The organism is Eubacterium barkeri, assembly GCF_900107125.1.
GTDB classification, from domain to species: domain Bacteria; phylum Bacillota; class Clostridia; order Eubacteriales; family Eubacteriaceae; genus Eubacterium_O; species Eubacterium_O barkeri.
Map to the genome: position 1 here is coordinate 1 of NZ_FNOU01000014.1, position 24,393 is coordinate 24,393.

The following is a 24,393-nucleotide window of genomic DNA, read 5'->3' on the forward strand; positions in this document are numbered from 1 at the left end:
TCATAGATGAAGTCGAAGCTGATGGCTTCATCCACTAACCTTAGAATATGGTCCCTTGGTACGATGGTATCCATGGTGATGATCTGAGATTGTTCTCGTATGTTTTTTTCCCGTTTCGTCAGCATCTTTTTTTCCTCCGCTTTTGATGTTTTTATTATATCACGGATGACGTTCTCGCTTCTCTTCCAATCGAAAAAAAGCCATAGAAACTTTATGGGTTTCCATGGCTTTGTCGACAGTCTGAGCACCTCTCAGGTGCTCAGTGTGTCGACAAACCCAGGTCAGGGTGATGATAAAAATACGAGAACCCCGGTTGCCCCTGCGGGCTGGCGTTTTGGTTGTCATCAAATTAAGAAAGTAAACCCGCCTTAAACCTGATCAAAACCGAAGGTTTTGCGCTCTGACGAATGAGGGCTAACCCTTTGTTCGTCAGCGCCTGGGGTCCGGGGTGAATCTTTTTTATCCTCACCCTGACCGCGCTACACCACTTTGTCTTCACTTAGCACCTCTCAGGTGCTTTTTTCATTGCAATACTCTTTCAAGTCTATAAAAACCTCAACCTTTCCGCCTCTTCCATTAATGCCTCCCGAAACCGGGGGTGGGCAATTTGGATGAGGGCCCGGGCCCGTTCCGATCGGGTCCGCCCCCTCAGCTTGGCAATCCCGTATTCGGTGACAATATAGTCCACATCATTCTTCCCCGTCGTCACGACAGCACCAGGGGACAAACTGATAACAATGCGGCTGATTTGGCCATCCTTGGCCGTTGAAGGCATGGCGATAAAGCTTTTTCCTCCAGGGGAAAGAACGGCTCCCCGGACATAATCCACCTGTCCCCCGGTGCCCGATATATGCTTAAACCCAATGGATTCTGCACAGACCTGTCCCCACAAATCCACCTCCAATGCGGCATTAATGGACATGAAGGACGGATGTCTGGCAATGACCTCCGGATTGTTAACATAATCCACCGGCAGGATTTCCACTGCTGGATTATCATCGATATAATCGTACATCCGCCGGCTGCCATAGGCAAAGGTAGCCACGGTCCGTCCAGTATGGACAGGCTTTAAACGATTGGTGACTGCGCCACAGGCAATCAGTTCAATCATGCTGTCCGTGAGCATTTCGGTATGAATTCCCAGATCAACTTTATTGCGAAGGGCCATTCCCACCGCATCGGGAATAGCCCCAATACCTAACTGGAGGGTTGAGCCATCGGGAATTTCCCGGGCAATGATTTCTCCAATGGCCATACTAACCGCATCGGTTTCCATTACCGGAGCTTCCGGGATGGGAAAGCCACTTTCACACAGGGCATCAATCTGGGAAATATGCACCATGGGGGCCGATGCCACCCGGGGCATACTACCATTCACCTCCAGATAAATATGCTGGGCCTTTTGCAGCAATGCTTCGCCATTGGACCCCACGGTTCCCATGGAGAAATAGCCGTGACGGTCCATGGGAGAGACCGTCGCCATAAAGGCATTTACGGGTATTTCCTGGGTGAAGAGCCCGGGCATATCCCGGTAGTAGCAGGGCATAACATCCCCCGTTCCCCGGGCTATAGCCTTTCTTGCCCAGGGGCCGGAAAACCAGGAAATCCCCACACGCTTATTGATGTCATCCCCATAGATACCCGTGGGGTGGATATCTAAAATAGTATGGATTTTTAGATTAAACCGCTTTTCAACTTCCAGCCTTTTTCCCAACATTCCCATTAACAGTGAGGGTGCCCCCATGCCAATATCCGCGCAGCAGGTCCATCCACTTTTAAATCCACTGGCAATGATGGCTGCCGTCTTACTCTTTTGAGCGTATAATTCTTCAAACGTCCCCATAGATCTTTCCCCGGTCCATGGCGGCATGATTGATGGGAATGAACTTGGCTTTATTTGCCCCAAATACCTTGGGAAAGGCACTAAAGACCATCTCCTCGGGCACCGGCTCCTGCACCGCCATCAGTGCTCCCAGCAGTACAATATTAGCCAACTTTGGATTACCGAGCTCCTTGGCGATGGTATTGGCCGGCACGGTGATCACACGGATATCCTTTCGCTCAACGTCCGAGGTCACCAAATCCCCATTAATAATGAGGCTGCCTCCCGGGATGATGAGATCCTGAAATTTATGGAGGGATGGCTCATTCATCACGATGGCCGATGTGGCGTCCTTGGTGATAATGGGCGCGCCAATGGGCTCATCGGAGATGACGACAGCGCAGTTCGCAGTGCCTCCACGCATTTCCGGCCCATAGGAAGGGCACCAGGATACTTCTTTCCCCGCCATCATGGCCGCATAGGCTAAAAGACGGCCAACACTCAGCACGCCCTGGCCGCCAAATCCAGCAAAACATATTTTCTGGGTCGTCATATTACTCCACCTCCTGGGTGATATCCTTGTACACCCCCAATGGATAATAGGGGATCATTTCTTCCTCCACAAATTTCATGGCTGCCTCTGCCGTCTGTCCCCAGTTAGTGGGGCAGGTAGAAACCACCTCGATGAGGGTGAATCCCAGGCCGGCATCCTGGATTTCAAAGGCCCTACGGATGGCCTTCTTGGCCTTGGTGACGGCCGAGGGGCTATTGACGGATACCCGCTGGATGAAGGCGGGGCCATCTAAAACAGAGAGCATTTCGCAGACCCTTATGGGATAACCGTGGACCTTGACGTCCCGGCCGTCCTGGGCGGTGGTTGCCTTCATTCCCGGCAGGGTGGTGGGTGCCATCTGCCCCCCAGTCATGCCATAAATCCCATTGTTAATAAAAATGGTGGTGATTTTCTCACCCCGGGCAGCAGCATGGACAATTTCAGCGGTCCCAATGGATGCCAAATCCCCATCACCCTGGTAGGTGAAGACCATGTTATCGGGATGGACCCGTTTAATCCCCGTGGCAGTGGCCGGTGCCCGCCCGTGGGCCGCCTGGATCCCATCCATATTGAAATAGCTGGTGGCCAGAACCGAGCAGCCCACAGGCACCACGGCAATGGCATCCTCCACACGCCCCATTTCCTCCAGGACCTCTGCCACCAGACGATGGACAATGCCATGGGTACACCCCGGGCAATAATGGGTTTGCAGGTCGGTTAAGCCAGTGGTTTTCTTAAATATGGTTTTCATGATTGACGTCCTCCCATAATGGATTCTCCAAAGGCGACGATTTCCTCTGGTGTCGGTACGACACCGCCACTCCGTCCATAAAAGCTAATCTGATCCTTACGGCCACAGGATAATTGAACATCCTCAATCATCTGGCCAAGGCTGAGTTCGACGACCATAATTCCCTTAAGGCTTTCTCTTTGGAAAGGCTCATCTGGAAATGGCCATAGGGTCTTGGGACGAATGAGCCCCACCTTGTACCCCTCTTTTCGCAGGGTGACAATGGCACTTTTCACAATCCGGGCTGCGGTTCCATAAGCAGCAAAGGCATAGTCGGCATCTGCCATTTCATATTCTTCCCAGGACTTTTCCTCGGCTTCAATACGGTCATACTTTTCCTTTAACGCCAGATTGACCTGTTCCAGCCCCTCTGCCTGTAAATCCAGATTTAAAATCAAATGGGGGGAACCCGCCCCCTTACCCGTCATTGCCCAGTCCTTGGCTTCGAGTTTCTTCTTTGGGGTATAATTAAATTCCACGGGCTCCATCATCTGTCCAATGAGTCCATCAGACAAAAGGATAACCGGCGTGCGATAATAATCTGCTAAATCAAAGGCCTCCATCACCATATCCGCTGCCTCCTGTACCGAAGAAGGGGCCAGCACAATATTATGATAATCCCCGTTACTTCCGCCCTTAACGCACATATGGTAATCGGCCTGGCTGGGCTGAATCCCGCCTAAGCCAGGACCCCCGCGCATCATATTGACAATGACGGCGGGCAGCTCGGCCCGGGTAATATAACCGATGCCTTCCTGCTTGAGGGCAATCCCAGGCGAAGAAGATCCGGTCATAGCCCGGGCACCGGCACCGGCTGCGCCGTATAACATATTAATGGCAGAAATCTCTGATTCTGACTGGACGAAAACCCCGCCAATTTTAGGCAGCTCCCGGGATAGATATTCGGGCAGCTCGCTCTGGGGGGTAATGGGATAGCCAAAGAAATAGCGACACCCCGCTTCCATGGCCGCCTTACCAACCGCTTCATTGCCCTTCATTAAAACCTTGCTCATACCCTTACCTCCTACTGGTCCATTCCCATGACCGTGATGGCTGCCTCTGGGCACATTTTTCCACAGCTGGCACACCCCACGCATTCACTCATATTTTTGATTGTGCTTGGATTGTATCCCCGGTCGTTCACACGCTCGGTATCCAGCACAAGGAGTTTCTTCGGACAGAACACCACACACAGTCCACACCCTTTACAACTCGCTTCATCAATTTTAATACGACCTTTTGCCATAAATTAATGCCTCCTCTTCCTACATCCAGTCCTTGCGCATAAACAAAGACATGGGGATGACCACGCCGGAAAGCCCCGACGGCGCCTGTCCGATAATCGATGGGACGTAGGCGGTATAACGTACCGGGATACCGGTTCTCTCTGCCACGCAGCGCAGGATGGAATCCGATGCCTTTAAATTATCTGCCGTACTTTCCCATATTAAATTCGTGTTGTTCACTAAACCCGTAATCCGGTAGCCAGAGGCCCTTTCCAGAGCCTCTATCTGCCGGCAAATACCAGAAGCAGTGGCGGTATCCGGACGGTTTGTGTTGACGACGATGTAAACGTCGAGTTCCTCTTGGTCGATGATGGGGTGTAGGCGACCCAGGGGGCGGGTCCCCACATCATTTCCTCCAAGATCGATAACGCAGGACTGCATACCCCCACGAAGTACACCGTCGATGGCAGCCGAAACTGCCGGTAAATCCACATTATCCTGGATAATCGATGACGAAAGCACAGAAATCCCCAGCTTTTCCAGCTGCATACTTCGCTCCCGGGACCGGAAGTAGGTATTGACGATGTCCATATCTGCCAGAATCATCGACTCGCCCTGCTCATGGCGGGCCAATGCATAATTGAGGGCAAATTCCGTTTTACCACTTCCGTAATGGCCGGTGATGATTGTGATTCGTTTGTCTTTTTCCATTGATCCCTTACCGCCTCTCTGCCAGGGTTAGTGTTTGCCTTGTTTAATGATGTTTAATGCGTATTCATCTGCTGCCGCATAGGTACTGATTCCCTTTTCCTTGGCAAGGGCAATGATTTGAGCGGTGGTATCATAGATTTTTTCAACCCGGACCGCCACATCTTCAGGATTATATTTCCCGGGTAGGATTTCGACCCCACAATTAATCACACCACCGGCATTGATGATGTAATCCGGCAGGTACAAAATACTCTGATCCTCCAGAATATCTGCTGCCTTTTCATCCACCAGGATATTATTGGCACAGCCACCAACAATGGCACATTTCAGGCCCGGTGCATTTTCTTCGCTGATCACCGCACCCAGAGCACAGGGGGCTAAGATATCACATTCCGTTGTCAGTACATCCTCTGCGGCTACGGGAATGGCCCCCAGTTCATCCACAGCCCGTTTAACGGCTGCCGGGTTAATATCGTACACCTTGAGGATGGCCCCTTCATCGTGGAGGTATTTTGCCACTAAATACCCGACACTGCCTAACCCCTGAACCATTACGGTCAGGCCTTTGGCCGTATCCTTCCCAAATTTTTCTTTAATGCCAGCCTTAATGCCCACAAAGGTTCCCCGGGCAGTATAGGGTGAGGGATTTCCCCCGATTTCCGGTGTTCCAGTAATAAACTGGGTTTCTTCATGGATCCAGGCGATATCCTGGGTGGTCGTGTTCACATCCTCAGCCGTGTAGAATCGGCCTCCCAGGGAATTGATGAAACGGCCATAGGCATTGAAAAATGCCTTGTTCTTTAATTTTTTTGGATCTCCAATGATGACGGCTTTCCCTCCACCATTCGCCAAGCCACAGCCTGCATTTTTAAGGCTCATCCCCCGGGATAGACGCAGCACATCATAAAGTGCAGCATCCTCACTGACGTAATTCCACATCCGCGTTCCCCCAAGGGCAGGTCCCAGGGTGGTGTCGTGGACGGCGATAATCGCCCGTAAGCCTGTTTCTTCATCCCGTGCAAAAACTAATTCTTCATGTCCGTAAAAATCCATTTGTTCAAAGATATTCATTATTTTTACCCCAATCTAATTTTGTGTTAAACTCTTACTTTTTTCCCGATGAAATAACCGATAATCCCACAAACAATGGTTGGCAGCACCCAGGCTAAGCCCATCTCATTAAGGGGGAATGCCCTGATAAAGTCGAAGCCCAAGCCTTTTCCATTGGCCAATGTGATGAGACTGACCACGGTGGCTCCCAGAGCCGCGGCTTTAAAGACATCGTCACTCTTAATCCGATCTCCAAAGAGAGAAAGGACGATCAATGTTAAGGCCGGAGCGTAGACAATGCTGAATATGGGCTCTGACACTGCAATGATGGTTTCCAGACCCACATTAGAGACCACCGCACTAAAGATGCACATTCCAATAACGATGGCCCGATACTTTACACGCCCTCCGGTCATTCGGGAGAAGAAAGTGGCGCTGGAGCTAACCAGGGCAACGGCGGTGGTAACACAAGCCAGCGCTACCACAATGGCAAAGATGACAACACCGGCATACCCCATTAGGCTCTTAATGATATCCACCACCAGATTTGCCCGGGATATATCCGGCGCAGCCGTTTGGGATACGGTGGCCCCCAAATAGCTTAGCCCTCCATAGACAATGAGAAGCCCCCCAGCTGCCACAAGACCCGCACCGCCGATAATCCGGCGTTTTTCTTCAAGCTTGGTATAGCCCTTTTGCTCCACCGTCTTAAAGATAATGACACCGAAGATCAACGCTGCCAGAACATCCATGGTTTGATACCCGGAGATGATCCCCGTGGAAATAACATTCGCCATCCGGGGAAGGGCATCGACTCCACCCAATGGGTTGATAACACCTTTTGCAATAACAATGAGAAGTCCAATGAAAAGTGCTGGTGTCAAGAATTTCCCAACAATATCCACCACGGAGGATTCTTTGAGACAAAGCCCCAAAATCAATGCAAAAAACAGAACCGAGAACAGGATTGAATTCATCCCTGGAACAAGTGGTAAAGCTGCCATTTCAAAGGTGGTTGCACCGGTTCTTGGAATCGCCAGCAGCGGTCCAACACAAAGAAATATTGCGCAAGATAAAAGGGCTGCTGGTATTTTACCAATGCGCTTCGTGATCCCTTCGATGTCACTGTTACACTTCAGCATGGCAAAGATTGCAAGAAGGGCCAGGCCGATATCTGCTAAATAGTAGCTTATAAAAGCTGGTAGCCAAAGGTAGCCAGCCTGCATTCCTAAAAAAGGTGGAAAAATGACATTTCCTGCCCCAAAAAACATGGAAAACAACGCTAAACCGACAATCCATCTCTCTTTAATTTGATTCATTCGTTGCAACCTTTCTTCCAAAAGAATTCCTTTGGTACACACCCAAACAGTTCATCACTGACCAGCTGGTTTTACATTTGGTTAACCTGATTTTCATTGTAAACCTCCTTCATATCATCCGTCAAAAATATCGATACCTCATATAATTATAAAAAAAGTGGAAAAAATTTCTTCAAACGAAACATTTCGCACTTTTTTAATGGTTTTCATCATTTTTCTTTCGATTTTCTATAGAATTCACAGAATAGTCTATTTACACGATTTCAACTTTCATTAAGAAAGGCCTCTTTCGAAAGAGGCCTTTCTTGACAATTTTTCTTCACTCGCATATCATTTTATACAGAGAGAACTTGCTTAAATTACTTTTAACAAGAGAGGTTATGTGAATGTCTATGAATTTTCCAGCTTTAGTCGGCGCACAAATCCGAACTTACCGTAAAGCATCCAAACTGAGTCTCGACGATTTAGCGCAGCGAATCCATAAAAGCAAGGCCACTGTCTGCAAATATGAATCCGGGGATATTTCCATCGATATCACGACCCTTTATGAAATTGCAGAAGCCCTGAATATTGAAATTGGACATCTCGTAGAAGATATTCCCATAAAAGCAACCCACCTATCAAACGACCTCCCCTTTGGCTTCACTGAAGTTTTTTATCTGTATCATACACATCACAGCAAGTATTATACCTCACAAATTCATTTAGGGCACCAGGAAGGTACAAACCAGTATGGTGCTACCCTGTATTACCGTTTGAAAAATGACAGCCAATTCCATGATTGTGAATGCATTTACAATGGCCATATGCAGATTTCGAGTAATAATCTTCATTTTGTCATGAAAAACTTCCACAGTTTAGCTGAATCCATTTATATTTCTTTTTTTATTCCCATTAAACAGGTTTCTTATTATCCGGGACTATTAATGGGCATCCAAAACGATAACCTGCGCCCCGCCTGCTTCAAGGTTCTCCTGGCCAAGCATATTCTTTCTGATCAGGATTTACAGGCGCACCTTCTATTAGATCGCGAGGAGATCCGAGGACTAAAAAATGGCAGCTATTTTGCCATTAACGAATAATATAGTGACAACGAGATAAAAAAAACAGTTAATGGATTATTTTAACATACTCCCATTAACTGATTCTTTTATCTTTCTCCAACACGCTTTCTATTGATCCTCCAGTCTCCACTCACCATAAATAAAGTCGTAAAGGGTTTGATAGAGTTGCTTTGGCTCAATGGGTTTTGCCAGATGGGCATTCATCCCGGCTGCCTTGGATTTTTTCACATCATCTTCAAAGGCGTTGGCTGTCATGGCAATGATTGGGATGGTTTTCGCATCTGTTCTTCGCCAATGGCGAATACTATAGGTCGCCTGAAGCCCATCCATATCTGGCATCCGAATGTCCATTAAAATGGCGTCGTAATAATCCGGGGAACTGGTGGTAAACATCTCCAATGCCCGGAGGCCGTTTTCAGCATGCTCAATTATAAATCCCTTCCGCTCTAAAAGTCGTTTGGCTACTTCAACATTCATGGGATGGTCCTCTGCAAGCAGAATTCGTTTTCCATTAAATTCAAAATCATCATGCCGCCCTATAACTTCTTCCTCCTCATGGCCCAAGGCTTTTTCAAAGGCCGATATTAAAGTGGATTTAAACATAGGCTTACTCATCAGCAGATTAACACCGGAAGATTTAGCCTCATGTTCAATATTCGCCCAATCATAGGATGTCATGATAATAATGGTAACCTCTGAACCGACAATTTTTCGAATATGGCGTGCCGTTTCAATTCCATCCATTTCAGGCATTTTCCAATCAAGGAGGATGAGATCATAATATTTTTTCTTCTTCCATTTTTCCTGTACTTTATCGATGGCTTTTCTGCCACTATCCACCCACTCTGCGGTAACACCAATTTCCTTTAAAGTAATCATTGCATGTTCACACACCGTTACATCATCATCCACCACCAAGGTTTTTAACTGGGTGAAGTTATAATGGGGCTTACTCAAATACCGGATTTTCGATTCCGCTGTCATTTCAAGGCGAACATCAACTGTAAACTCTGTTCCAACACCAACAATGCTCCGAACGTCAATGTGTCCGTCCATCATATCCACCAGGTTTTTACAAATCGCAAGACCTAATCCCGTTCCACCATACATGGTGGTTGTCCCGGAGTCCGCCTGGGCAAAGGGATCAAACAACTTTGGAATAAAATCTTCTGAAATTCCACAGCCAGTATCATTGATAATAAACCGTAAAGTCGCATGACGCTTATCCTTTTGCGTTTGACGGACATTCAAGGTCACTCTACCACCAGAGGGTGTAAATTTAATGGCGTTGGATAAAATATTAATGACGATTTGCTGCAGTTTCATGGCATCACCGATATAGTAATCTTCAAGATTAGGATCTGTGATGTTTTCATAATCAATATTCTTTGCCTTTGCTTGGGTATAGCAAATTGAATTAATGCCCTTTAAAAACTCTTCGAAGGGAATTTTTTCATTTTTGAGCAGCATTTTCCCGCTTTCAATACGGCTCATATCTAAAATATCGTTGATTAAAGAAAGTAAAAAGTGGGAGGAAATACCAATTTTCCCAATACAATCGGCCACCTGGGCATCATCTCCCATGGATTGTTCCGCTATGGTAGCCATCCCAATAATGGCATTCATCGGCGTCCGAATTTCATGGCTCATCCGGGATAGAAAATCACTTTTGGCACGATTAGCCTGTTCTGCCGCAAGGAGAGCGGCTTCGACTGTCATCTGTTGCTGTTTTTGATACGCCAATAAATCCGTTACATCAGTCCGTGTCATGACCACTTGTTCATTCATCTCGTCCAAATAGGCGTATTGAATACGTTTTTGTCGAATATTTTTATTATTGTCATACACATTATAAACAGCGGTGACCGATCTTTGTGTTTTTAATTTCTCCTTCATGGTCTCTGGCATCATATCAGAAATAGCGCCTTCGACCTCTTCTGGAACAATTGCCTCGCCATTGATCCTTTTCATTGTCTCGATGTAATTATCTGAATTTTGATTGGGCATTAAAACAATGTCATCATTGCCCAGATAAAGCCTGAGCTGATTCCGGTTAAGATCAATGTAGGCAATATAGTCATATTCCAAAGCAGTAACCGAATTAATAATACCAGCCTTAATCTTATCTTCGTTGATGTCATAAGTATACATAAAGGACATCACATCCCCAGTTTCAGGATTTTGATAGGTTTTGACGGTTGTGTTGACCCAAATAACACTCCCGTCCTGCAGCCTCCTTCGATACTCCAGTGTGTCGATCTTTTCTCCCTGGGCAAAGGCGGTAAGGACGCGGTGTCGGTTAATGGACTTCCAAAGTTCATCCTTTTCCTCTTCTGTGAATCCTACTGCAACAAGAGCCGCAACAGCATCTTCATAGGCCATACCCTCAGTGCAGACCCCCACCATATCTTCAGCGATATAACGTTCGATGATGCCCTGGGACACATTGGCACATCCCTTTACGAGCAGACTTTCACTTTGTACTGCATCTGCATAGGTCTTTTCTTCCTGAAATTTCTTTTCAGCAATTTTAGTAGCCGTCACCTCTTTACCTACGGCGTAGGCCTGTAGGGGCATCCCATCCTCATCAAATACATTGGTATAGTCAATATGCTCACACCACCACTGTTTGGCTGAGCTGTCATAGGTCCAAAAATCCCCCGAGGCGGTCTTCGCTCCTGCTTCCAACTCACGGTACATTTGTAAAAATGCTTCTGCTGAATCCCAGCGGATATGTCCCCCCTCAATGAGTGATTCGGGTACATTTTCTACCACTGTTTCCAAACCGTGATGCCGCTTTGAGGATTTGGTTTGAATAATCGCCCGACGGGCATAATTGTAGGTCCAGAACGAAAGATCCGAATTATCCGTTGCAATTCTAAATTTTTCCTCACTAATTTGCAGGGCTCGCTCCATGGTCTTCAATTTTGAAATATCCGCAACATACCCGTCAAAAACATCTTCTCCATCACGATGATTAAAACAACCACTGACAAAAGCATATTTTAGTTTTTTCTTCCCAGTGATAATCCGCATTTCCCATTCGACATTTTTTTGCTTCTTTTCCCTGGCCTCTGATAATACCTGTTGAACATACGGAAAATCCAGGGGATGGATAAAAAGTGCACAGCTTTTCCCAAGCATCTCTTCCGGTTCGTATTCGTGAACCTGAAAATATAAATCATTGGCATAAAGCAAGGTGAAATCTTCATCCATTCTGACCGAGTATACCCCACCAATATTTGAAGAACGATACAGCTGGAGCTGTTTGTTCAACTCCAAAATGGTCTTCGAATATTGATTCAACTTTTCTTCTAACGCTCGGTTCTCCTCACTCTTTCGTTGAATCGCTTGTTTCCATTCCTCATTCCTATTATCCATAATACTCCACTCTCTTCATTTTTAAATGTTACTTCCAATTTTCTAACGTCTCTTTTGTCTTCCATTCCGTGGTTAAATCTCTAAAAACCCCTAACATATGATGCTTTTTTCCCAGTCGATTAATATATCGGAGGTGAACCTGTATCCAGCGACAGGACCCATCAGGATACTCTCTAAGATAAATACATTCAGCGGTTGCCTGATTTTCTATCGCTTGATTAACGGCGGACTGAACCACTTTTTTATATGTTGGCGACAAGACCTCTTCCCATTGAAGAGAATTATTTGAAAAATTATCGTGTCCAAAGAGATCATAATACTCCTGATTGACGCGCAGGAGTTCGACTTTATCATCACAGACTTCAAAAATGACAAGTGGTTCTGGGATAACGGAAAACATGAGGTTAACCTGGTCACTATCCTTCCAGAGCTTATGAATTGGATGCTCTGTATTTTTTTTGCCTTTTATTTCTAAATTTTGATGTTCTTCCAACAATACTTCATAGTCAGCGGCAGGCATCGGCCGTGCAAAATAATAGCCCTGAACACACTCACACCCCATATCCCTGAGGAACGTGACTTGCTCTAGGGTTTCGACACCTTCGGCAATAATTGGCAACCCCAGCCATTTGGCCATGCGGATAATCGAAGCAATAATATTTTGCTGGCGCCCTTTTATGGCTGATCCTTCAAAAAAAATCATATCGATTTTCAGTACATCAAACTCAACATCTTTTAACACGTTCAAAGAGGAATAACCACTGCCAAAGTCGTCCATCATCACAATGAAGCCATTATCGTGGAGCTTGGCAATGGTATCCTGGATGATGGATGGATGCTCGGTATAGATGCTTTCCGTTAGTTCCAGATTAATAAGCTCGTGGGGAAGATGATGGCGATCCAACATTTCACAAAGCACCTCTGGGAGCTTAGGATTATATAAATGCACCCGTGAAACATTAACCGATATGGGTAAAATCGGTAAATTTCTTTTTCGCATACTCTCAAGCAATTGACAAGTTTCTTCCCAAACATAGTAGTCTAATTTGGCAATAAAGCCATTTTTTTCGAAGACTGGGATAAATGCGCCCGGGGAGATCATTCCCTTTTCTGGATGAATCCACCGGACCAGGGCTTCCGCTCCGGCTGGTACCTGCTGATATAAATCGTATTTCGGCTGTAAATAAATACAAAACTGTCGCTCCTCCAGAGCCCGGCTCATATCATTGATGATTTCCTGCTCGGCCACCAACATATCACCCATGGCCTTGTCATAAAAGGCATAATTATGGCTAAAATGACCCTTTGCTTTTTTTGCAGACAGGTTGGCATTGTCCAGCATCTGACGCACAGGAATAATAGGTTCGGTCACCAGATAGATACCAAAAGTAAGGATGGTTTCAAAATTCAAGGGGTACTTTTTTAAATCTTCGATGGTTTGCTGTACCATCCCTTCCAGAATGGGCAACGTCTCATAGGCACAGCAAAAGGCAAATTCATCCCCTTCAATCCGTCCATAAGTAACCGTCTTAAAGCACTTTGTCAGTTTGGATTTTAAATAGCTGGCGATATACTGCAGGAGCCGGTCTCCCGCCTCATTGCCAAAAAAGGTGTTGACCAAAGAAAATCGATCCATATCCAAACGGACAAATGCAAAAGAAAGGTCTGTCCCCTCCAGAATCATTTTCCAGGTTTCTTCAAAAAACTTATTCTGGTTATAAAGTCCCGTCAACGGGTCATGCTCTGCCAAGTATTTCATCTTTCCCCATACCACGTATTGGCTCCGGGTGATGGCGCTCTGGAGACGGTATTTTAAAATCTGGGCATCATAAGGTTTTGAAACAAAATCCAGGGCTCCCAGGTCAAAGGCCCTTTTCTCATTTTCCGCCCCATTATTCCCAGTCGTTACGATTACAGGGATGTCATGATGCGATGTCTTTTGCAATGCGCCTAAAAAGGTATATCCATCCATTACAGGCATTACTAAATCAAGTAAAACTGCGGATATCCTTACCGATGAAGTTTCTAATACATCCAGGGCCTGCTTTCCGTTTTCAGCCTGCATAACCAGATAGTCATTTTCCAGAATTTTAACCAATATTTTTCGATTCACAGCATTATCATCAACGATTAAAACAGTATATTGTTCTTTCACACGGTCACCACCTGTTTCGCTTTACCTTATTTATATATCTATGGAGAGTGTAACATATCATACCCCCAAAATCCAGAAAACCCTGACAGAACTATCAGGATCTGTCAGGGTTTTTTTGGTTTTATGGGTTTACTTTTTTTATTCGTGTTCCTTCACAATTCGCCGCTTCAGCTCATACTCGATTTCCCGGGTCTGTCGATCCATTGAAACGGCACTGCCATCCTCATTATAAACTAAGGCAACCCCCAGATAGATAATGCGTTCGGGATGACCGGAGTGATCTTGAAAACGCACCATTTCTCCAAATCCAGGCAAGTGAACGATGTCCATCTCCCGGATGGATACCAGGGGGATGGGTTCCCCTTCCTCGGGAATGATGGTGGGAATCTCCCTAATCTCAGTGAGCCGTCCCTTTTTACAGGCGTTGGGTGCAGGCATTCGATGTCCAATATGATAAATAATTTGATAATCCATGGTTTTATGCCACTCCTTCTTCGTTTTTGTCATTGTAGCAGTGAATCCTTAGGTGAGAAGAAAGGCGACAAAAAAAGACACCCCGGTACAGGGTGCCTTAAGATTTAGATAACACCCTCGTTTTTGAGGCGCGTGTAATCCGCATCGGAAAGACCGAGAACTTCCTGGGTGTGCTGTCCCAAAAGGGGTGCTGGCGCATCGACACTCCCCGGTGTCTCGGTCAGCTTAATGGGGCAACCCTGGAAATACATTTCCCCAATGGTGGGGTGTGTGCTGTGGACCATCATTTCCCGGGCCTGAAAATGGGGATGTTCAATGGCTTCCTGCATGTTGAGCACCGGACCACAGGGAATACCAGCCTCTGCAAAAATGGCTTCCAAATCCGCTTTTTTCTTATCACTAACCCATCCTCTGATGAGGTTCTGCAGACCATTTTTGTAATTCTGACAGCGCAGATCATTGGTCGTGTACATGGGGTTATCCAGGAGATAATCCATACCGATGACTTCGCAGAAAATACCAAAAAGCTTATCGTTGCCCACACCGATGGCAATGTAACCATCCGCCGCTTCGTAGATATCGAAGGGGGCGATGGAGGGGTCGACATTGCCTTCCCGCTGGGGAATATAGCCTGCCATAGTGGTTTTCACAATGGCATTTTCCAGTAGGGAGAAAATAGTATCCGCCATAGACACATCGACCTGCTGGCCTTCACCGGTTTTTTCTCTGTGATACAGAGCCATCAATGTCCCCACACAAAGGTAAATCCCTGTTACATTATCGGCAACTGAGGGCCCCACCTTTACCGGGGGCGTATCTTCAAATCCCGTCAGGTTGACCATACCGCCCATGGATTGGGCAACAATATCATAGCAAGGGCGATCCGATAGTGGACCGTATTGACCAAAACCTGAACCCGAGGCGTAAATAATCTTAGGATTAATGGCCTTTAATGTCTCATAATCGACCTTGAGCTTCTTGCTAACCCCAGCACGGAAGTTTTCCACCACTACATCAGCGTCCCGAACCAGGTCGTAAAAAATTTCCCGGGCCCGTTCGTCCTTCAGGTTCATGGTAATGCCCTTTTTATTACGGTTTAGGAAGGCGAAAAAGCCGCTTTCACCGCTCTTTTCATCCATGGGACCCCAGGTTCGGCATTGGTCACCCTGGGGGGGCTCAATTTTAATGACATCTGCCCCATTATCCGCCAGCAAGGTGGTACAAAAGGGCCCGTTGTAAGCATGGGTCAGGTCCAATACTTTTAATCCAGTCAGTGCTTTCATCATAATTTCCTTTTCACCTCTTATTTTGGGATGGCGTATTCGAAGATGGCCGCTGTGGACAGCTGGGGATCTTCAATCATGTCAATGGAACTTGGGAATTCCGGTTCAGCGGGCAGCTCGCACACTTTAAAGGAGCGTACTTCAATGATGGCTTTTCCATCCTCTTCTTTTAAAATCCGCCCGATGAATTCCATGTAGTCGCCTGCGAAGCAAGGGACAAAAAGGCGAACCTTCCGGACCTTTGTGCAGCGGCTGACATTGCCATAGGCCTTTGCCATCAGGCGATTGGCCAAGTCATTCATATAAGTGATGGAGCGGGCACCGTTGACCACACCGCCACCGTAGAACACATCACGGTCCGACATTCTATATCTCATGGTTACTGTTTGTTCGTTCATCCTATGCCTCCTTTTTAATAATCGATTTCCCGCCAAGGATCCTTGACGTCGCCGCTGGGCTGATGTCCACGCTGAAGATCTTTCTTTACCACCAGGACAACAGTCCCTTCAGTGACAAGCTTGGGTTCATCAAAATAATGCATTTCCCCTGGTGCCGCATCGGTTTTTCCCATCCGGGAAGCGGGTGTGGCTACCTTATAGCAAGCAATACGGCAGGTTCTGGATGTTCCCCCTACCTTTAACATTTCTGCGGTAAAATCCATCATATCGCCCACGTAGACATCTTCATACAGCTCAACATCACTATAGCCCAGGCATAAGGATTCATCCCCGTCATTTAAAATCATCAATTCAGTTTCAACATCACCGATAAAATCGAATTGACGGCCAAAGGGGACAATACCCTCTGGATTACCCGCATCCGCGGTGGTCATGTTATAGCTTAAAAAAGCTTTTGTTCTTACACTCACAATAATTCCCTCCTGTTTGTTTTATTGGTTAAATCGCATTGCTTTCTGTGTTGTCTTAATAGTACGCCATCCCCTTTATATATAGTCAATTCCTAATTGAAAAATTTTTAACAATATTTTTGACCAAGACCCTCAAACTCTCCCTTCGGTAGAGTGTTTGTTTTTTCATAAAAAATCCCCGTCGTGTAAAACGACGGGGTAGTTTGACGGAAAATCGATTTTAGGCAAAAATATTCCCGCCGATAATCAGGCGCTGAATTTCGTTGGTGCCCTCGTAGATCTGGGTAATTTTGGCATCCCGGAACATCCGCTCCACGTGGAATTCCTTCATATACCCGCTGCCACCCATCATCTGGACGCACTCGGTGGTCACGTGCATAGCCAGCTCAGTACAGGCCAGCTTCGCTTTTGCCGCATCGATGGCAAAATCCACTTTTTCATCCTGGCGGCTAACCGCTTTGTAAAGGAGCAGTCTGGCCATATCGATATCCACCTCCAGATCTGCCATTCTAAAATTAAGGGCCTGGTGCTTGTGGATCGGTTTTCCAAATTGGATACGGTCCTGCATAAAGGAGCGACAGGCTTCGAAGGCTCCCTGGGCCAATCCCAGCCCTTGGGCGGCAACCCCCAATCGACCGGCATTAAGAGTCGTCAGGGCATAACGGAAGCCCTTACCCTCCTCTCCAATCAGTCGATCAGCAGGAATATGACAGTCCTCAAAGATGAGCTCCGATACCTGGGCGCTGGCAATCCCACATTTATTTTCAACATGGCCAATCCGCACCCCGGGGGTGGTCTTTAAGTCCACTAAAAATGCGGACAGCCCTTTCGAACCTTTTTCGGGGTCGGTGGAAGCAACCAAGAAGCAATAATCCGCAACGGGACCATTGGTAATAAAATGCTTCACCCCATTGATAATGTACTCATCCCCCACCTTCTCGGCCCGGGTTTTTGCGCCGCCAGCATCAGACCCCGTGTCGGGCTCTGTTAACGCAAAGCACCCCAGAGCATCTCCACGACAGAGCCGAGGCATACAGTGCTGCTGCTGGGCTTCATTGGCAAAGAGCATAATCGCCCCGCCAAAGCCCGTGGTAGAAATCGAATAGGCGATTCCAAAGGACGAATCCACCTTGGAGAGTTCCTCAATAATCAAAGTATAAGACAAGTAATCCCCACCCTGTCCCCCAACAGACGTCGGGTATTGGATCCCAATCAATCCTGCCTCTCCCAATTTTTTCACTAAGGACATATCAAAGGTTTTGCCTTCGTCCCGGTCAATGACCCCAGGCGCCAGTTCCTTTTCTGCAAACTCCCGAGCCACCCGCTGCATCATCTTTTGTTCTGCACTTAAATTGAAATCCATAATACTTACCTCTATTTTGATATTCTTTTTCTGCCATAAGCATCCGTGTTCCGGCCGGGAACACCCACCAGCGGCAATCCGGAGGTTCCGTACCAGACGACATCAGCAGCTGCCTTCCCATCCTATTATTGCTAATAAGGACAGCTGCTTCGTCGCCCGGCACATCCCCTTCCATGATGACCCTGACGGGATACTCTTATGATAATGCCTCGGCTTTGTATAAGGTCAAGGGATGGATTTCATTTTTTGCATTTTTATTATCCGATGCTTCTGAGGACTCTCTTTCTGTTAGATGGTTTTATTTTTCAACAGAGGCATCCAAGGCTGCCATAATCGCCGGGATGATCTGATTTAAATCCCCTACCAGCCCCACATGGGCCACATCAAAGATAGACGCATGGGCATCCTTATTAATGGCCACAATGGTATCGGACTCGGACATCCCTGCCAGGTGCTGAATGGCACCGGATATCCCACAGGCAATGTACAGCTTTGGACGGACGGTTACACCGGTTTGTCCCACCTGCTTATCCGGGGTGATCCACCCTGCATCCACACAGGCACGGGAAGAGGCTACTTCCCCACCGAGCTTTTCTGCCAGGGACTTTAATAATTCAAAGCCCTTGGGTCCGCCGATTCCCCGACCACCAGATACGATAATTTCGGCTTCACCCAGGGGCACGCCGTGCCGGGCTTCCTCAACCATTTGAACCACCTTTGCCAGAATATCCCCTTCTGACAGATTGCCCTTGATGGTTTCAATGGCACAGGCATCTGCCTGATATTCAGCCTTCTGCATAACGCCGGGGCGCACGGTAGACATCTGGGGACGGTTATTGGGGCAAATGATGGTGGCCATGAGATGACCACCAAAGGCCGGACGGGTCTGGAGGAGCTTTTTGTCGGACTCATCGACATCCAGTACGGTACAGTCGGCGGTCAGGCCTGTCCCGACCTTTGCGGCAATTCGGGGGGCCAGATCCCGGCCGATGGTTGTCGCCCCCACCAGAACAGCTTCTGGCCGGCGTTCTAAAATCAATTCTCCAATAACCTTGGCGTAAGCATCGGTGGTGTATACCCCCAACAGGGCATCCTCCACAAAGAGAACCTTATCGGCACCGTAATGGGCCAGGGCTTCAACCTCATCGGTCATTCCATCCCCCAGCACCACAGCGGTGAGGGTGGTGCCAATTTTATCCGCCAGTTTCCGGCCTTCTCCTAAAAGCTCAATGGAAACGCCCATGGTTTTACCACGACGCTGTTCAGTGATCACCCACACACCCTTCCATTGACTAAAATCCAGGCCTCGGTTTACTTTTGCATTTGACATATTGTCACCCCTCCTATACCAGGTTTTCCTTCTTCATTTCATCCATGAAGACCGCAGCCAATTCTCCAGGGGTTCCCGTGAATTTCTCCCCGTGGAATTCCTTGACCGGTACAAAGCTTTTGTGCACATTGGTGGGGGAATTCTTCACCCCAATCTGGGTGGCATCCACATCAATATCTGCCATGCTCCAGAATCGGATGGGTGCATCCGGGCTATAGGCCTCATAAATGCGGCGCATCCGGGGGTAACGGGGGGTATTCAGCTCTTTAATGGTCGTTAACAGTACGGGCAGAGGACAGCTAATTTCGTAGTGTCCATCCTCAGTAGCCCGTTCAACCAATACGCCATCCTCCGTCACCTGAATTTTTTTCGCATAGGTAATCTGGGGAAGATCCAGGAATTCGGCAATCTCTGGTCCCACCTGGGCGGTGTCCCCATCAATGGCCTGACGGCCGCAGAAAATCAGGTCATAATCCCCAATTTTCCGAAGGGCAGCACTCAGAATAGTTGCTGTGGCCCAGGTATCCGACCCGGCAAAGGCCCGATCCCCTAAGAGGATGGCTTCATCGGCACCCATGGCCAAGGCCTCTCTCAGGGCATCTGCTGCCTGGGGTGGCCCCATTGAGAGTACCGTAACATGAACATCATCCCGGCTATCTTTAATGCGCAGGGCTTCCTCAATAGCATTTTTGTCATCTGGATTGATGATACTGGGCACCCCATCACGGATCAGTGTCCCTGTCTCTTTATTAATCCGGACCTCATTGGTGTCCGGCACTTGTTTCGCACATACGATTATTTTCATCACGACTCCTGCCTTTCCTACTTCAGAATATTGGATGCGATGACGACCTTCATAATTTCAGAGGTCCCCTCATAAATTTCAGTGATTTTGGCATCCCGATACATCCGTTCCAAGGGATAATCTTTCATATAGCCATACCCCCCATGGATTTGCAGGGCTAAATTCGTGACTTCTCTGGCCACTTCAGAGGCATGGAGCTTGGCCATGGCGGCTTCGGTGGTGAAGCTTTCTCCTCTGTTCTCAAGATCGGCGGCCCGGTACGTCATCCACCTGGCCGATTCCAATTTTGTCTTCATTTCTGCTAAATACCACTGGATTCCCTGGAGATTTGCAATGGGTTTCCCAAACTGTACCCGCTCCTTGGCGTATTGGATGGATAAATCCAGGGCACCCTGGGCAATACCCAGCCCCTGGGCGGCTGTCCCAATACGGGCGCTATCCAGGACCATCATGGCATATTTAAAACCCTTCCCGATTTTACCCAGAACATTGGTTTTTGGTACCCGGACATCGGTGAAAATAAGTTCCGCTGTCTGGGAGCCCTTGATCCCCATTTTATCTTCGATTTTCCCAATTTCAAAGCCAGGAGTATCCCCTTCAACAATAAAGGCGGTTAATCCCTTCAGCCCCTTTGCCGGATCTGTCTGGGCAATAATGGTATAAATGGAGGCAATTCCCCCACCAGTGATAAAGCACTTGGTGCCATTTAAAATATAATCGTCACCCTCCGCCACTGCCGTGGTCTGCACCCGGGAGGCATCAGAGCCTGCTCCAGGCTCTGTCAGGGCAAAGGCTCCCAGCTCTCCCCCGGCCAGCAGGCGGGGCAGGTAAGCTGCCTTTTGATCCTTATTCCCAAAGCGATTAATGAGCCAGGGCGTTACGCCGTGAATGGAGAGCATGGCGGCCTGGGTGGCACAGACCTTGGCGATTTCCTCAACGGCAATCACTTCAGCCAGTTTATCCTCTCCGGAGCCACCATATTCTGCGGGAAAGCCCAATCCGGTTATGCCGCATTCCGCCATGGCCTTAAAGGAATCCATGGGGAATTCTCCCGTTTTATCGATCTCCTCCGCCCGGGGCTCGCAGACCTCACTGGCGAATTGGGAGACCACCGTTTTAATCATCTGTTGTTCAGGTGTGAAACGAAAATCCATATAAAATCTCCTCATTTAAAGTTAAAGGGGCTATTTCAGAAATAAAAGAAGCCCACAGCTGTCCGGCATATAAAGTACATTTAGGGTCGACTTGACGCGAACAGCGACCACTATCTCCCACTTCCGTCACTGCCCTTTAAATAGAAAGGTCATTATCAAGGGAGTGTCACTCGGATGATAATGACCTTTTTGATTTGCCGGTTAAATTAAAAACTATTCAGCGTCGCACTTCAGAATGGCATTTAACAGAACGGAAGCCCCCTGGGTACATTGCTTTGCAGAGGTAAATTCCGGTTCACAGTGGGAATGACCATCCTTTGAAGGTACAAAGATCATGGTGGTCGGCATCATATATGCGGCAAACTGAGCATCGTGGCCAGCACCGGAGTTAATCCTCTGGTTGCTGTAGCCCAATTCCTTAACCGCATCCTGGACATAGCTCACCAGGGTTTCATTGAAATACACCGTATCCCGGGTCCAGGCTACATCGTAATCCACCTTACACCCAACAATTTCTTTGGGCATATTCTTAATAACATCAACCACCTGCTCAATGACCTTGGGATCTTCGTGACGGGCGTCAATGGAGAAATCCACAAAGTCCGGAATAACGGTATGCACATTGGGATGACACAGAATTTCACCGGTGGTGTACACCAGATCGGCATCCAGGTGATCCAGCTCATCGTGGAGGTATTGCAGAATCTTCGCGGAAGCATACAGTGCATCCTTCCGGTATTTCATGGGTGTGGTGCCGGCATGATCAGACTGACCATAGGTCCGAATACGGTAGTTGATCATTCCCAGAACACAGGTCACTACGCCGATATCCTTGCCTTCCGCTTCCAGAATTGGGCCCTGTTCAATATGGAGTTCAAACATGGCTTTATAATCCTTTGGATTCAGGCGATTGGCCTTTTCTCCCTTGTAACCCGAAGCATCCAGGGCTTCCCCAAAGGTTTTCGTCTTATCCAGCACCGATTTAGAAGCCAGCATATCCTCATGAATAAATTTCACCTTAATATCATCCGGCAGGTAATCATTACAGATAACCCCTGAAGACATCATTGCCGGTGGATATAAGGAACCCTCTTCATTGGTCCAGATCATCGCAGTGATATCGTGCTTGTGGGGAATCTTTTCAGCAGCGATGGTCTCTAATACTTCCATAGCGCCCATGACCCCTAAGATCCCATCGTAGTTCCCACCGTTTTTAACGGAATCACAATGGGAGCCAGTGACAATGGCCGGCAGTCCTTCTTCAGAACCCTTTAATGTTGCGTAGATATTGCCCATATCATCCGTCTTAATTTCCGCACCAACAGCCTGCATCCGACGGACGAATTCGCCTCTGGCCTTCAGGGCTTCAGGGGATAAGGAGTAACGGGTAATCCCACCGTGTCCTGCATCTCCAAAGGTGCTCATGGTCGAAATCTTATCCTGCATTCTTTCTTCACTGCAAGTATACATAATATAAAACCCTCCTTGAAAATTTGTTAGAATTTGTATTTGTTAACTCTATAACGATGTTGATAAGCCTATTATAATGGCTAATCCTAATGAAAGGTAAAGGGCCTTTCCCAATTATTTTAACTTTTTTAACTGTAAAAACCTGTAACCCTCAGGTCGGGGCAGGGTTGGTTATCCGAGCACCGCACTGCGCTTCCAAATCCCCGACCGCTCATAGATCAAGGCCGGCAAAATGGACACGCTGGTGGAAATCATCAAAATCCAATAAATACCGATAATCCCCACCAAGGGTCCCAGGAAATAGAGCAGGGAGATGCGCACAATAATGCAATTTAAAAAAGAATTGATGGACACAAATAATGTATGTCCCGCCCCAATGGCCAGGGCATGGTACATATAAAAAATGGAGAAGAACCACTGTCCCATAATTTCAATGCGCAAATTAGTCACTGCTACCTGGACCACCGTTGTATCCTGGGTAAACACCCCAGCCAGGACCGGTGCTGCCACCTCCACGAGTAATATGGTAATGGTCGCCATGGCAATATCCAAACCCATGGCCGTCCGCAGCACCTGCCGTGTCCGCGGAATGTCCCCGGCGCCCAGGCATTGGGCAATCATACTGGAAGTCGCCGTCATCATGGCCGTTATCAGGAGTTGGCAAAAATCCCGGATTTTCGCACTGATACCATAGCCCGCCACCACGTCCGCACCGTAACCGTTAATCACGGCAAGGACATACAGCCAGGACACGGCAATGATGGCCTGCTGGAAGGCAATGGGCAGGCTAAGGCGGATAATGGCCCAAATTCTCGGGCCATCCCACACCAGCCATCGCCGCTCCAGGCCATAAAAGGAACCTTTGGGCAAGGCGTAAACCAAAAGAATGGTCAAAAAGGCCACTCCCTGGGCCAGCACCGTTGCAATGGCCGCACCGTATACGCCCCAGCCAAAGCCCCCTACAAATAAAAGATCTAAGAGGACATTGGCTCCGGAGGCCGCCATAATGCAGTAAAAAGGCCCCTTGGACTCCCCCACTCCCCGGAGGATGGCACTCAGGGCATGATACCCAAAGATGGGCAAAAATCCAATGGCAGATAACCGGATATACCCCACCGCCTCTGCCGATTCCTGGGCCCCCAAAAGTCGAATCATGGGACCGGCCAAGGCATACAGCCCAAAGGTAAACACTACCCCCAGTACCAGGCTGAATACGCACAAAGCCCCTGCCGACGCCTTGCGCTCATCGGCCTGTCCACTGCCAAAATGCCGTCCCACCAGTACATTGCCCCCAACGGTCATGGCAATGGCGATCTGGGATAGAAACCCCACCACCTGACCAGCATTGGTCACCGCCACAATCCCAGTGCTCCCCACAAACTGGCCCACGATCATCAAATCCACAATGCTGTACAAAGCCTGGAGCGCATTGATGGCAATGAGCGGCACCGCATAGCGAATGAGCTGCGGCGCCACCGCCCCCCGAGTCAAATCATTTCCGTTCATAATCCCTCTCTGTTCTTCCCCATTTTAAAACCTAAAAATCCCTCCCCTTTGGGGGAGGGTCTTTCATCT

Annotated in this window: 21 protein-coding genes; 1 reads left to right on the forward strand and 20 read right to left on the reverse strand. The window is 47.8% G+C overall.

Features of this window, described 5'->3' with window-relative positions; all coding sequences use genetic code 11:
• Nucleotides 1-544: 544 nt before the first annotated feature.
• The 8 genes from BLU30_RS08890 to brnQ are packed head-to-tail and all read right to left on the reverse strand — an operon-like array spanning nucleotide 545 to nucleotide 7,471.
• The gene (locus BLU30_RS08890) at nucleotides 545-1,843 is read right to left on the reverse strand and encodes an acetyl-CoA hydrolase/transferase family protein (RefSeq protein WP_090245608.1); all 1,299 of its coding nucleotides are present in this window, start codon (nucleotides 1,841-1,843) and stop codon (nucleotides 545-547) included.
• Entirely contained in the window at nucleotides 1,830-2,375 is a 546-nt protein-coding gene (locus BLU30_RS08895; protein WP_090245609.1) for a 2-oxoacid:acceptor oxidoreductase family protein, read from the reverse strand. Before BLU30_RS08895 ends, BLU30_RS08890 begins: the two co-directional genes overlap by 14 nt.
• Before the next feature lies 1 nt (nucleotide 2,376).
• Nucleotides 2,377-3,126 (reverse strand): thiamine pyrophosphate-dependent enzyme, encoded by a 750-nt coding sequence (locus BLU30_RS08900; protein WP_090245610.1) that lies wholly within the window; start codon nucleotides 3,124-3,126, stop codon nucleotides 2,377-2,379.
• Nucleotides 3,123-4,178, reverse strand: a complete 1,056-nt coding sequence (gene vorB / locus BLU30_RS08905) for a 3-methyl-2-oxobutanoate dehydrogenase subunit VorB (protein WP_090245612.1) — start codon at nucleotides 4,176-4,178, stop codon at nucleotides 3,123-3,125. Before vorB ends, BLU30_RS08900 begins: the two co-directional genes overlap by 4 nt.
• Nucleotides 4,179-4,189: 11 nt before the next feature.
• Entirely contained in the window at nucleotides 4,190-4,411 is a 222-nt protein-coding gene (locus tag BLU30_RS08910) for a 4Fe-4S dicluster domain-containing protein (protein WP_090245614.1), read from the reverse strand.
• A 19-nt stretch (nucleotides 4,412-4,430) separates the two neighbouring features.
• On the reverse strand, nucleotides 4,431-5,102 hold the full coding sequence (locus BLU30_RS08915) for an ATP-binding protein (protein WP_090245616.1): 672 nt from the start codon (nucleotides 5,100-5,102) through the stop codon (nucleotides 4,431-4,433).
• 27 nt (nucleotides 5,103-5,129) lie between these two features.
• On the reverse strand, nucleotides 5,130-6,173 hold the full coding sequence (locus BLU30_RS08920) for a Glu/Leu/Phe/Val family dehydrogenase (RefSeq protein WP_090245618.1): 1,044 nt from the start codon (nucleotides 6,171-6,173) through the stop codon (nucleotides 5,130-5,132).
• Nucleotides 6,174-6,199: 26 nt separating this feature from the next.
• Nucleotides 6,200-7,471: a branched-chain amino acid transport system II carrier protein gene (gene brnQ, locus BLU30_RS08925; RefSeq protein WP_090245620.1), complete on the reverse strand. Its 1,272-nt coding sequence runs from the start codon at nucleotides 7,469-7,471 to the stop codon at nucleotides 6,200-6,202.
• Nucleotides 7,472-7,857: 386 nt separating this feature from the next.
• On the opposite strand from brnQ, the gene BLU30_RS08930 reads away from it, so the two are divergent.
• Nucleotides 7,858-8,553, forward strand: a complete 696-nt coding sequence (locus BLU30_RS08930; RefSeq protein WP_090245622.1) for a helix-turn-helix domain-containing protein — start codon at nucleotides 7,858-7,860, stop codon at nucleotides 8,551-8,553.
• Nucleotides 8,554-8,643: 90 nt separating this feature from the next.
• Here BLU30_RS08930 and BLU30_RS08935 read toward each other — a convergent pair whose 3' ends face one another.
• The 12 genes from BLU30_RS08935 to BLU30_RS08990 form a co-directional block, all read right to left on the reverse strand.
• Nucleotides 8,644-11,916 (reverse strand): response regulator, encoded by a 3,273-nt coding sequence (locus tag BLU30_RS08935; protein ID WP_176770882.1) that lies wholly within the window; start codon nucleotides 11,914-11,916, stop codon nucleotides 8,644-8,646.
• Between the two features lie 28 nt (nucleotides 11,917-11,944).
• A complete protein-coding gene (locus BLU30_RS08940; protein ID WP_090245624.1) occupies nucleotides 11,945-14,071 on the reverse strand; it encodes an EAL domain-containing protein in 2,127 nt (708 codons plus the stop codon).
• Nucleotides 14,072-14,209: 138 nt separating this feature from the next.
• A complete protein-coding gene (locus BLU30_RS08945; RefSeq protein ID WP_090245626.1) occupies nucleotides 14,210-14,545 on the reverse strand; it encodes a hypothetical protein in 336 nt (111 codons plus the stop codon).
• Nucleotides 14,546-14,649: 104 nt separating this feature from the next.
• Nucleotides 14,650-15,831 (reverse strand): CaiB/BaiF CoA transferase family protein, encoded by a 1,182-nt coding sequence (locus tag BLU30_RS08950; protein ID WP_242873556.1) that lies wholly within the window; start codon nucleotides 15,829-15,831, stop codon nucleotides 14,650-14,652.
• 17 nt (nucleotides 15,832-15,848) lie between these two features.
• Nucleotides 15,849-16,226: a hotdog fold domain-containing protein gene (locus BLU30_RS08955; RefSeq protein WP_090245630.1), complete on the reverse strand. Its 378-nt coding sequence runs from the start codon at nucleotides 16,224-16,226 to the stop codon at nucleotides 15,849-15,851.
• Nucleotides 16,227-16,240: 14 nt separating this feature from the next.
• Nucleotides 16,241-16,696 (reverse strand): beta-alanyl-CoA:ammonia lyase, encoded by a 456-nt coding sequence (locus BLU30_RS08960; protein ID WP_176770883.1) that lies wholly within the window; start codon nucleotides 16,694-16,696, stop codon nucleotides 16,241-16,243.
• Between the two features lie 220 nt (nucleotides 16,697-16,916).
• On the reverse strand, nucleotides 16,917-18,059 hold the full coding sequence (locus BLU30_RS08965; RefSeq protein ID WP_090245632.1) for an acyl-CoA dehydrogenase family protein: 1,143 nt from the start codon (nucleotides 18,057-18,059) through the stop codon (nucleotides 16,917-16,919).
• A 298-nt stretch (nucleotides 18,060-18,357) separates the two neighbouring features.
• Complete coding sequence (locus tag BLU30_RS08970; protein ID WP_090245634.1) at nucleotides 18,358-19,389, reverse strand: electron transfer flavoprotein subunit alpha/FixB family protein; 1,032 nt, start codon at nucleotides 19,387-19,389, stop codon at nucleotides 18,358-18,360.
• A gap of 13 nt (nucleotides 19,390-19,402) precedes the next feature.
• Nucleotides 19,403-20,194 (reverse strand): electron transfer flavoprotein subunit beta/FixA family protein, encoded by a 792-nt coding sequence (locus tag BLU30_RS08975; protein ID WP_090245636.1) that lies wholly within the window; start codon nucleotides 20,192-20,194, stop codon nucleotides 19,403-19,405.
• Between the two features lie 17 nt (nucleotides 20,195-20,211).
• Complete coding sequence (gene acrC / locus BLU30_RS08980) at nucleotides 20,212-21,348, reverse strand: acryloyl-CoA reductase (protein WP_090245638.1); 1,137 nt, start codon at nucleotides 21,346-21,348, stop codon at nucleotides 20,212-20,214.
• Nucleotides 21,349-21,561: 213 nt separating this feature from the next.
• Nucleotides 21,562-22,818 (reverse strand): Zn-dependent hydrolase, encoded by a 1,257-nt coding sequence (locus BLU30_RS08985; RefSeq protein ID WP_090245641.1) that lies wholly within the window; start codon nucleotides 22,816-22,818, stop codon nucleotides 21,562-21,564.
• A gap of 171 nt (nucleotides 22,819-22,989) precedes the next feature.
• Complete coding sequence (locus tag BLU30_RS08990; RefSeq protein WP_090245643.1) at nucleotides 22,990-24,324, reverse strand: MATE family efflux transporter; 1,335 nt, start codon at nucleotides 24,322-24,324, stop codon at nucleotides 22,990-22,992.
• Between the last annotated feature and the right edge of the window lie 69 nt (nucleotides 24,325-24,393).

Bases quoted from the DNA above. Each gene is read 5' to 3' on its own strand.
- BLU30_RS08890 (WP_090245608.1), bottom strand. From the start codon at position 1,843: ATGGGGACGTTTGAAGAATTATACGCTCAAAAGAGTAAGACGGCAGCC.
- BLU30_RS08895 (WP_090245609.1), bottom strand. From the start codon at position 2,375: ATGACGACCCAGAAAATATGTTTTGCTGGATTTGGCGGCCAGGGCGTG.
- BLU30_RS08900 (WP_090245610.1), bottom strand. From the start codon at position 3,126: ATGAAAACCATATTTAAGAAAACCACTGGCTTAACCGACCTGCAAACC.
- vorB (WP_090245612.1), bottom strand. From the start codon at position 4,178: ATGAGCAAGGTTTTAATGAAGGGCAATGAAGCGGTTGGTAAGGCGGCC.
- BLU30_RS08910 (WP_090245614.1), bottom strand. From the start codon at position 4,411: ATGGCAAAAGGTCGTATTAAAATTGATGAAGCGAGTTGTAAAGGGTGT.
- BLU30_RS08915 (WP_090245616.1), bottom strand. From the start codon at position 5,102: ATGGAAAAAGACAAACGAATCACAATCATCACCGGCCATTACGGAAGT.
- BLU30_RS08920 (WP_090245618.1), bottom strand. From the start codon at position 6,173: ATGAATATCTTTGAACAAATGGATTTTTACGGACATGAAGAATTAGTT.
- brnQ (WP_090245620.1), bottom strand. From the start codon at position 7,471: ATGAATCAAATTAAAGAGAGATGGATTGTCGGTTTAGCGTTGTTTTCC.
- BLU30_RS08930 (WP_090245622.1), top strand. From the start codon at position 7,858: ATGTCTATGAATTTTCCAGCTTTAGTCGGCGCACAAATCCGAACTTAC.
- BLU30_RS08935 (WP_176770882.1), bottom strand. From the start codon at position 11,916: ATGGATAATAGGAATGAGGAATGGAAACAAGCGATTCAACGAAAGAGT.
- BLU30_RS08945 (WP_090245626.1), bottom strand. From the start codon at position 14,545: ATGGATTATCAAATTATTTATCATATTGGACATCGAATGCCTGCACCC.
- BLU30_RS08950 (WP_242873556.1), bottom strand. From the start codon at position 15,831: ATGATGAAAGCACTGACTGGATTAAAAGTATTGGACCTGACCCATGCT.
- BLU30_RS08955 (WP_090245630.1), bottom strand. From the start codon at position 16,226: ATGAACGAACAAACAGTAACCATGAGATATAGAATGTCGGACCGTGAT.
- BLU30_RS08965 (WP_090245632.1), bottom strand. From the start codon at position 18,059: ATGGATTTCAATTTAAGTGCAGAACAAAAGATGATGCAGCGGGTGGCT.
- BLU30_RS08970 (WP_090245634.1), bottom strand. From the start codon at position 19,389: ATGTCAAATGCAAAAGTAAACCGAGGCCTGGATTTTAGTCAATGGAAG.
- BLU30_RS08975 (WP_090245636.1), bottom strand. From the start codon at position 20,194: ATGAAAATAATCGTATGTGCGAAACAAGTGCCGGACACCAATGAGGTC.
- acrC (WP_090245638.1), bottom strand. From the start codon at position 21,348: ATGGATTTTCGTTTCACACCTGAACAACAGATGATTAAAACGGTGGTC.
- BLU30_RS08985 (WP_090245641.1), bottom strand. From the start codon at position 22,818: ATGTATACTTGCAGTGAAGAAAGAATGCAGGATAAGATTTCGACCATG.
- BLU30_RS08990 (WP_090245643.1), bottom strand. From the start codon at position 24,324: ATGAACGGAAATGATTTGACTCGGGGGGCGGTGGCGCCGCAGCTCATT.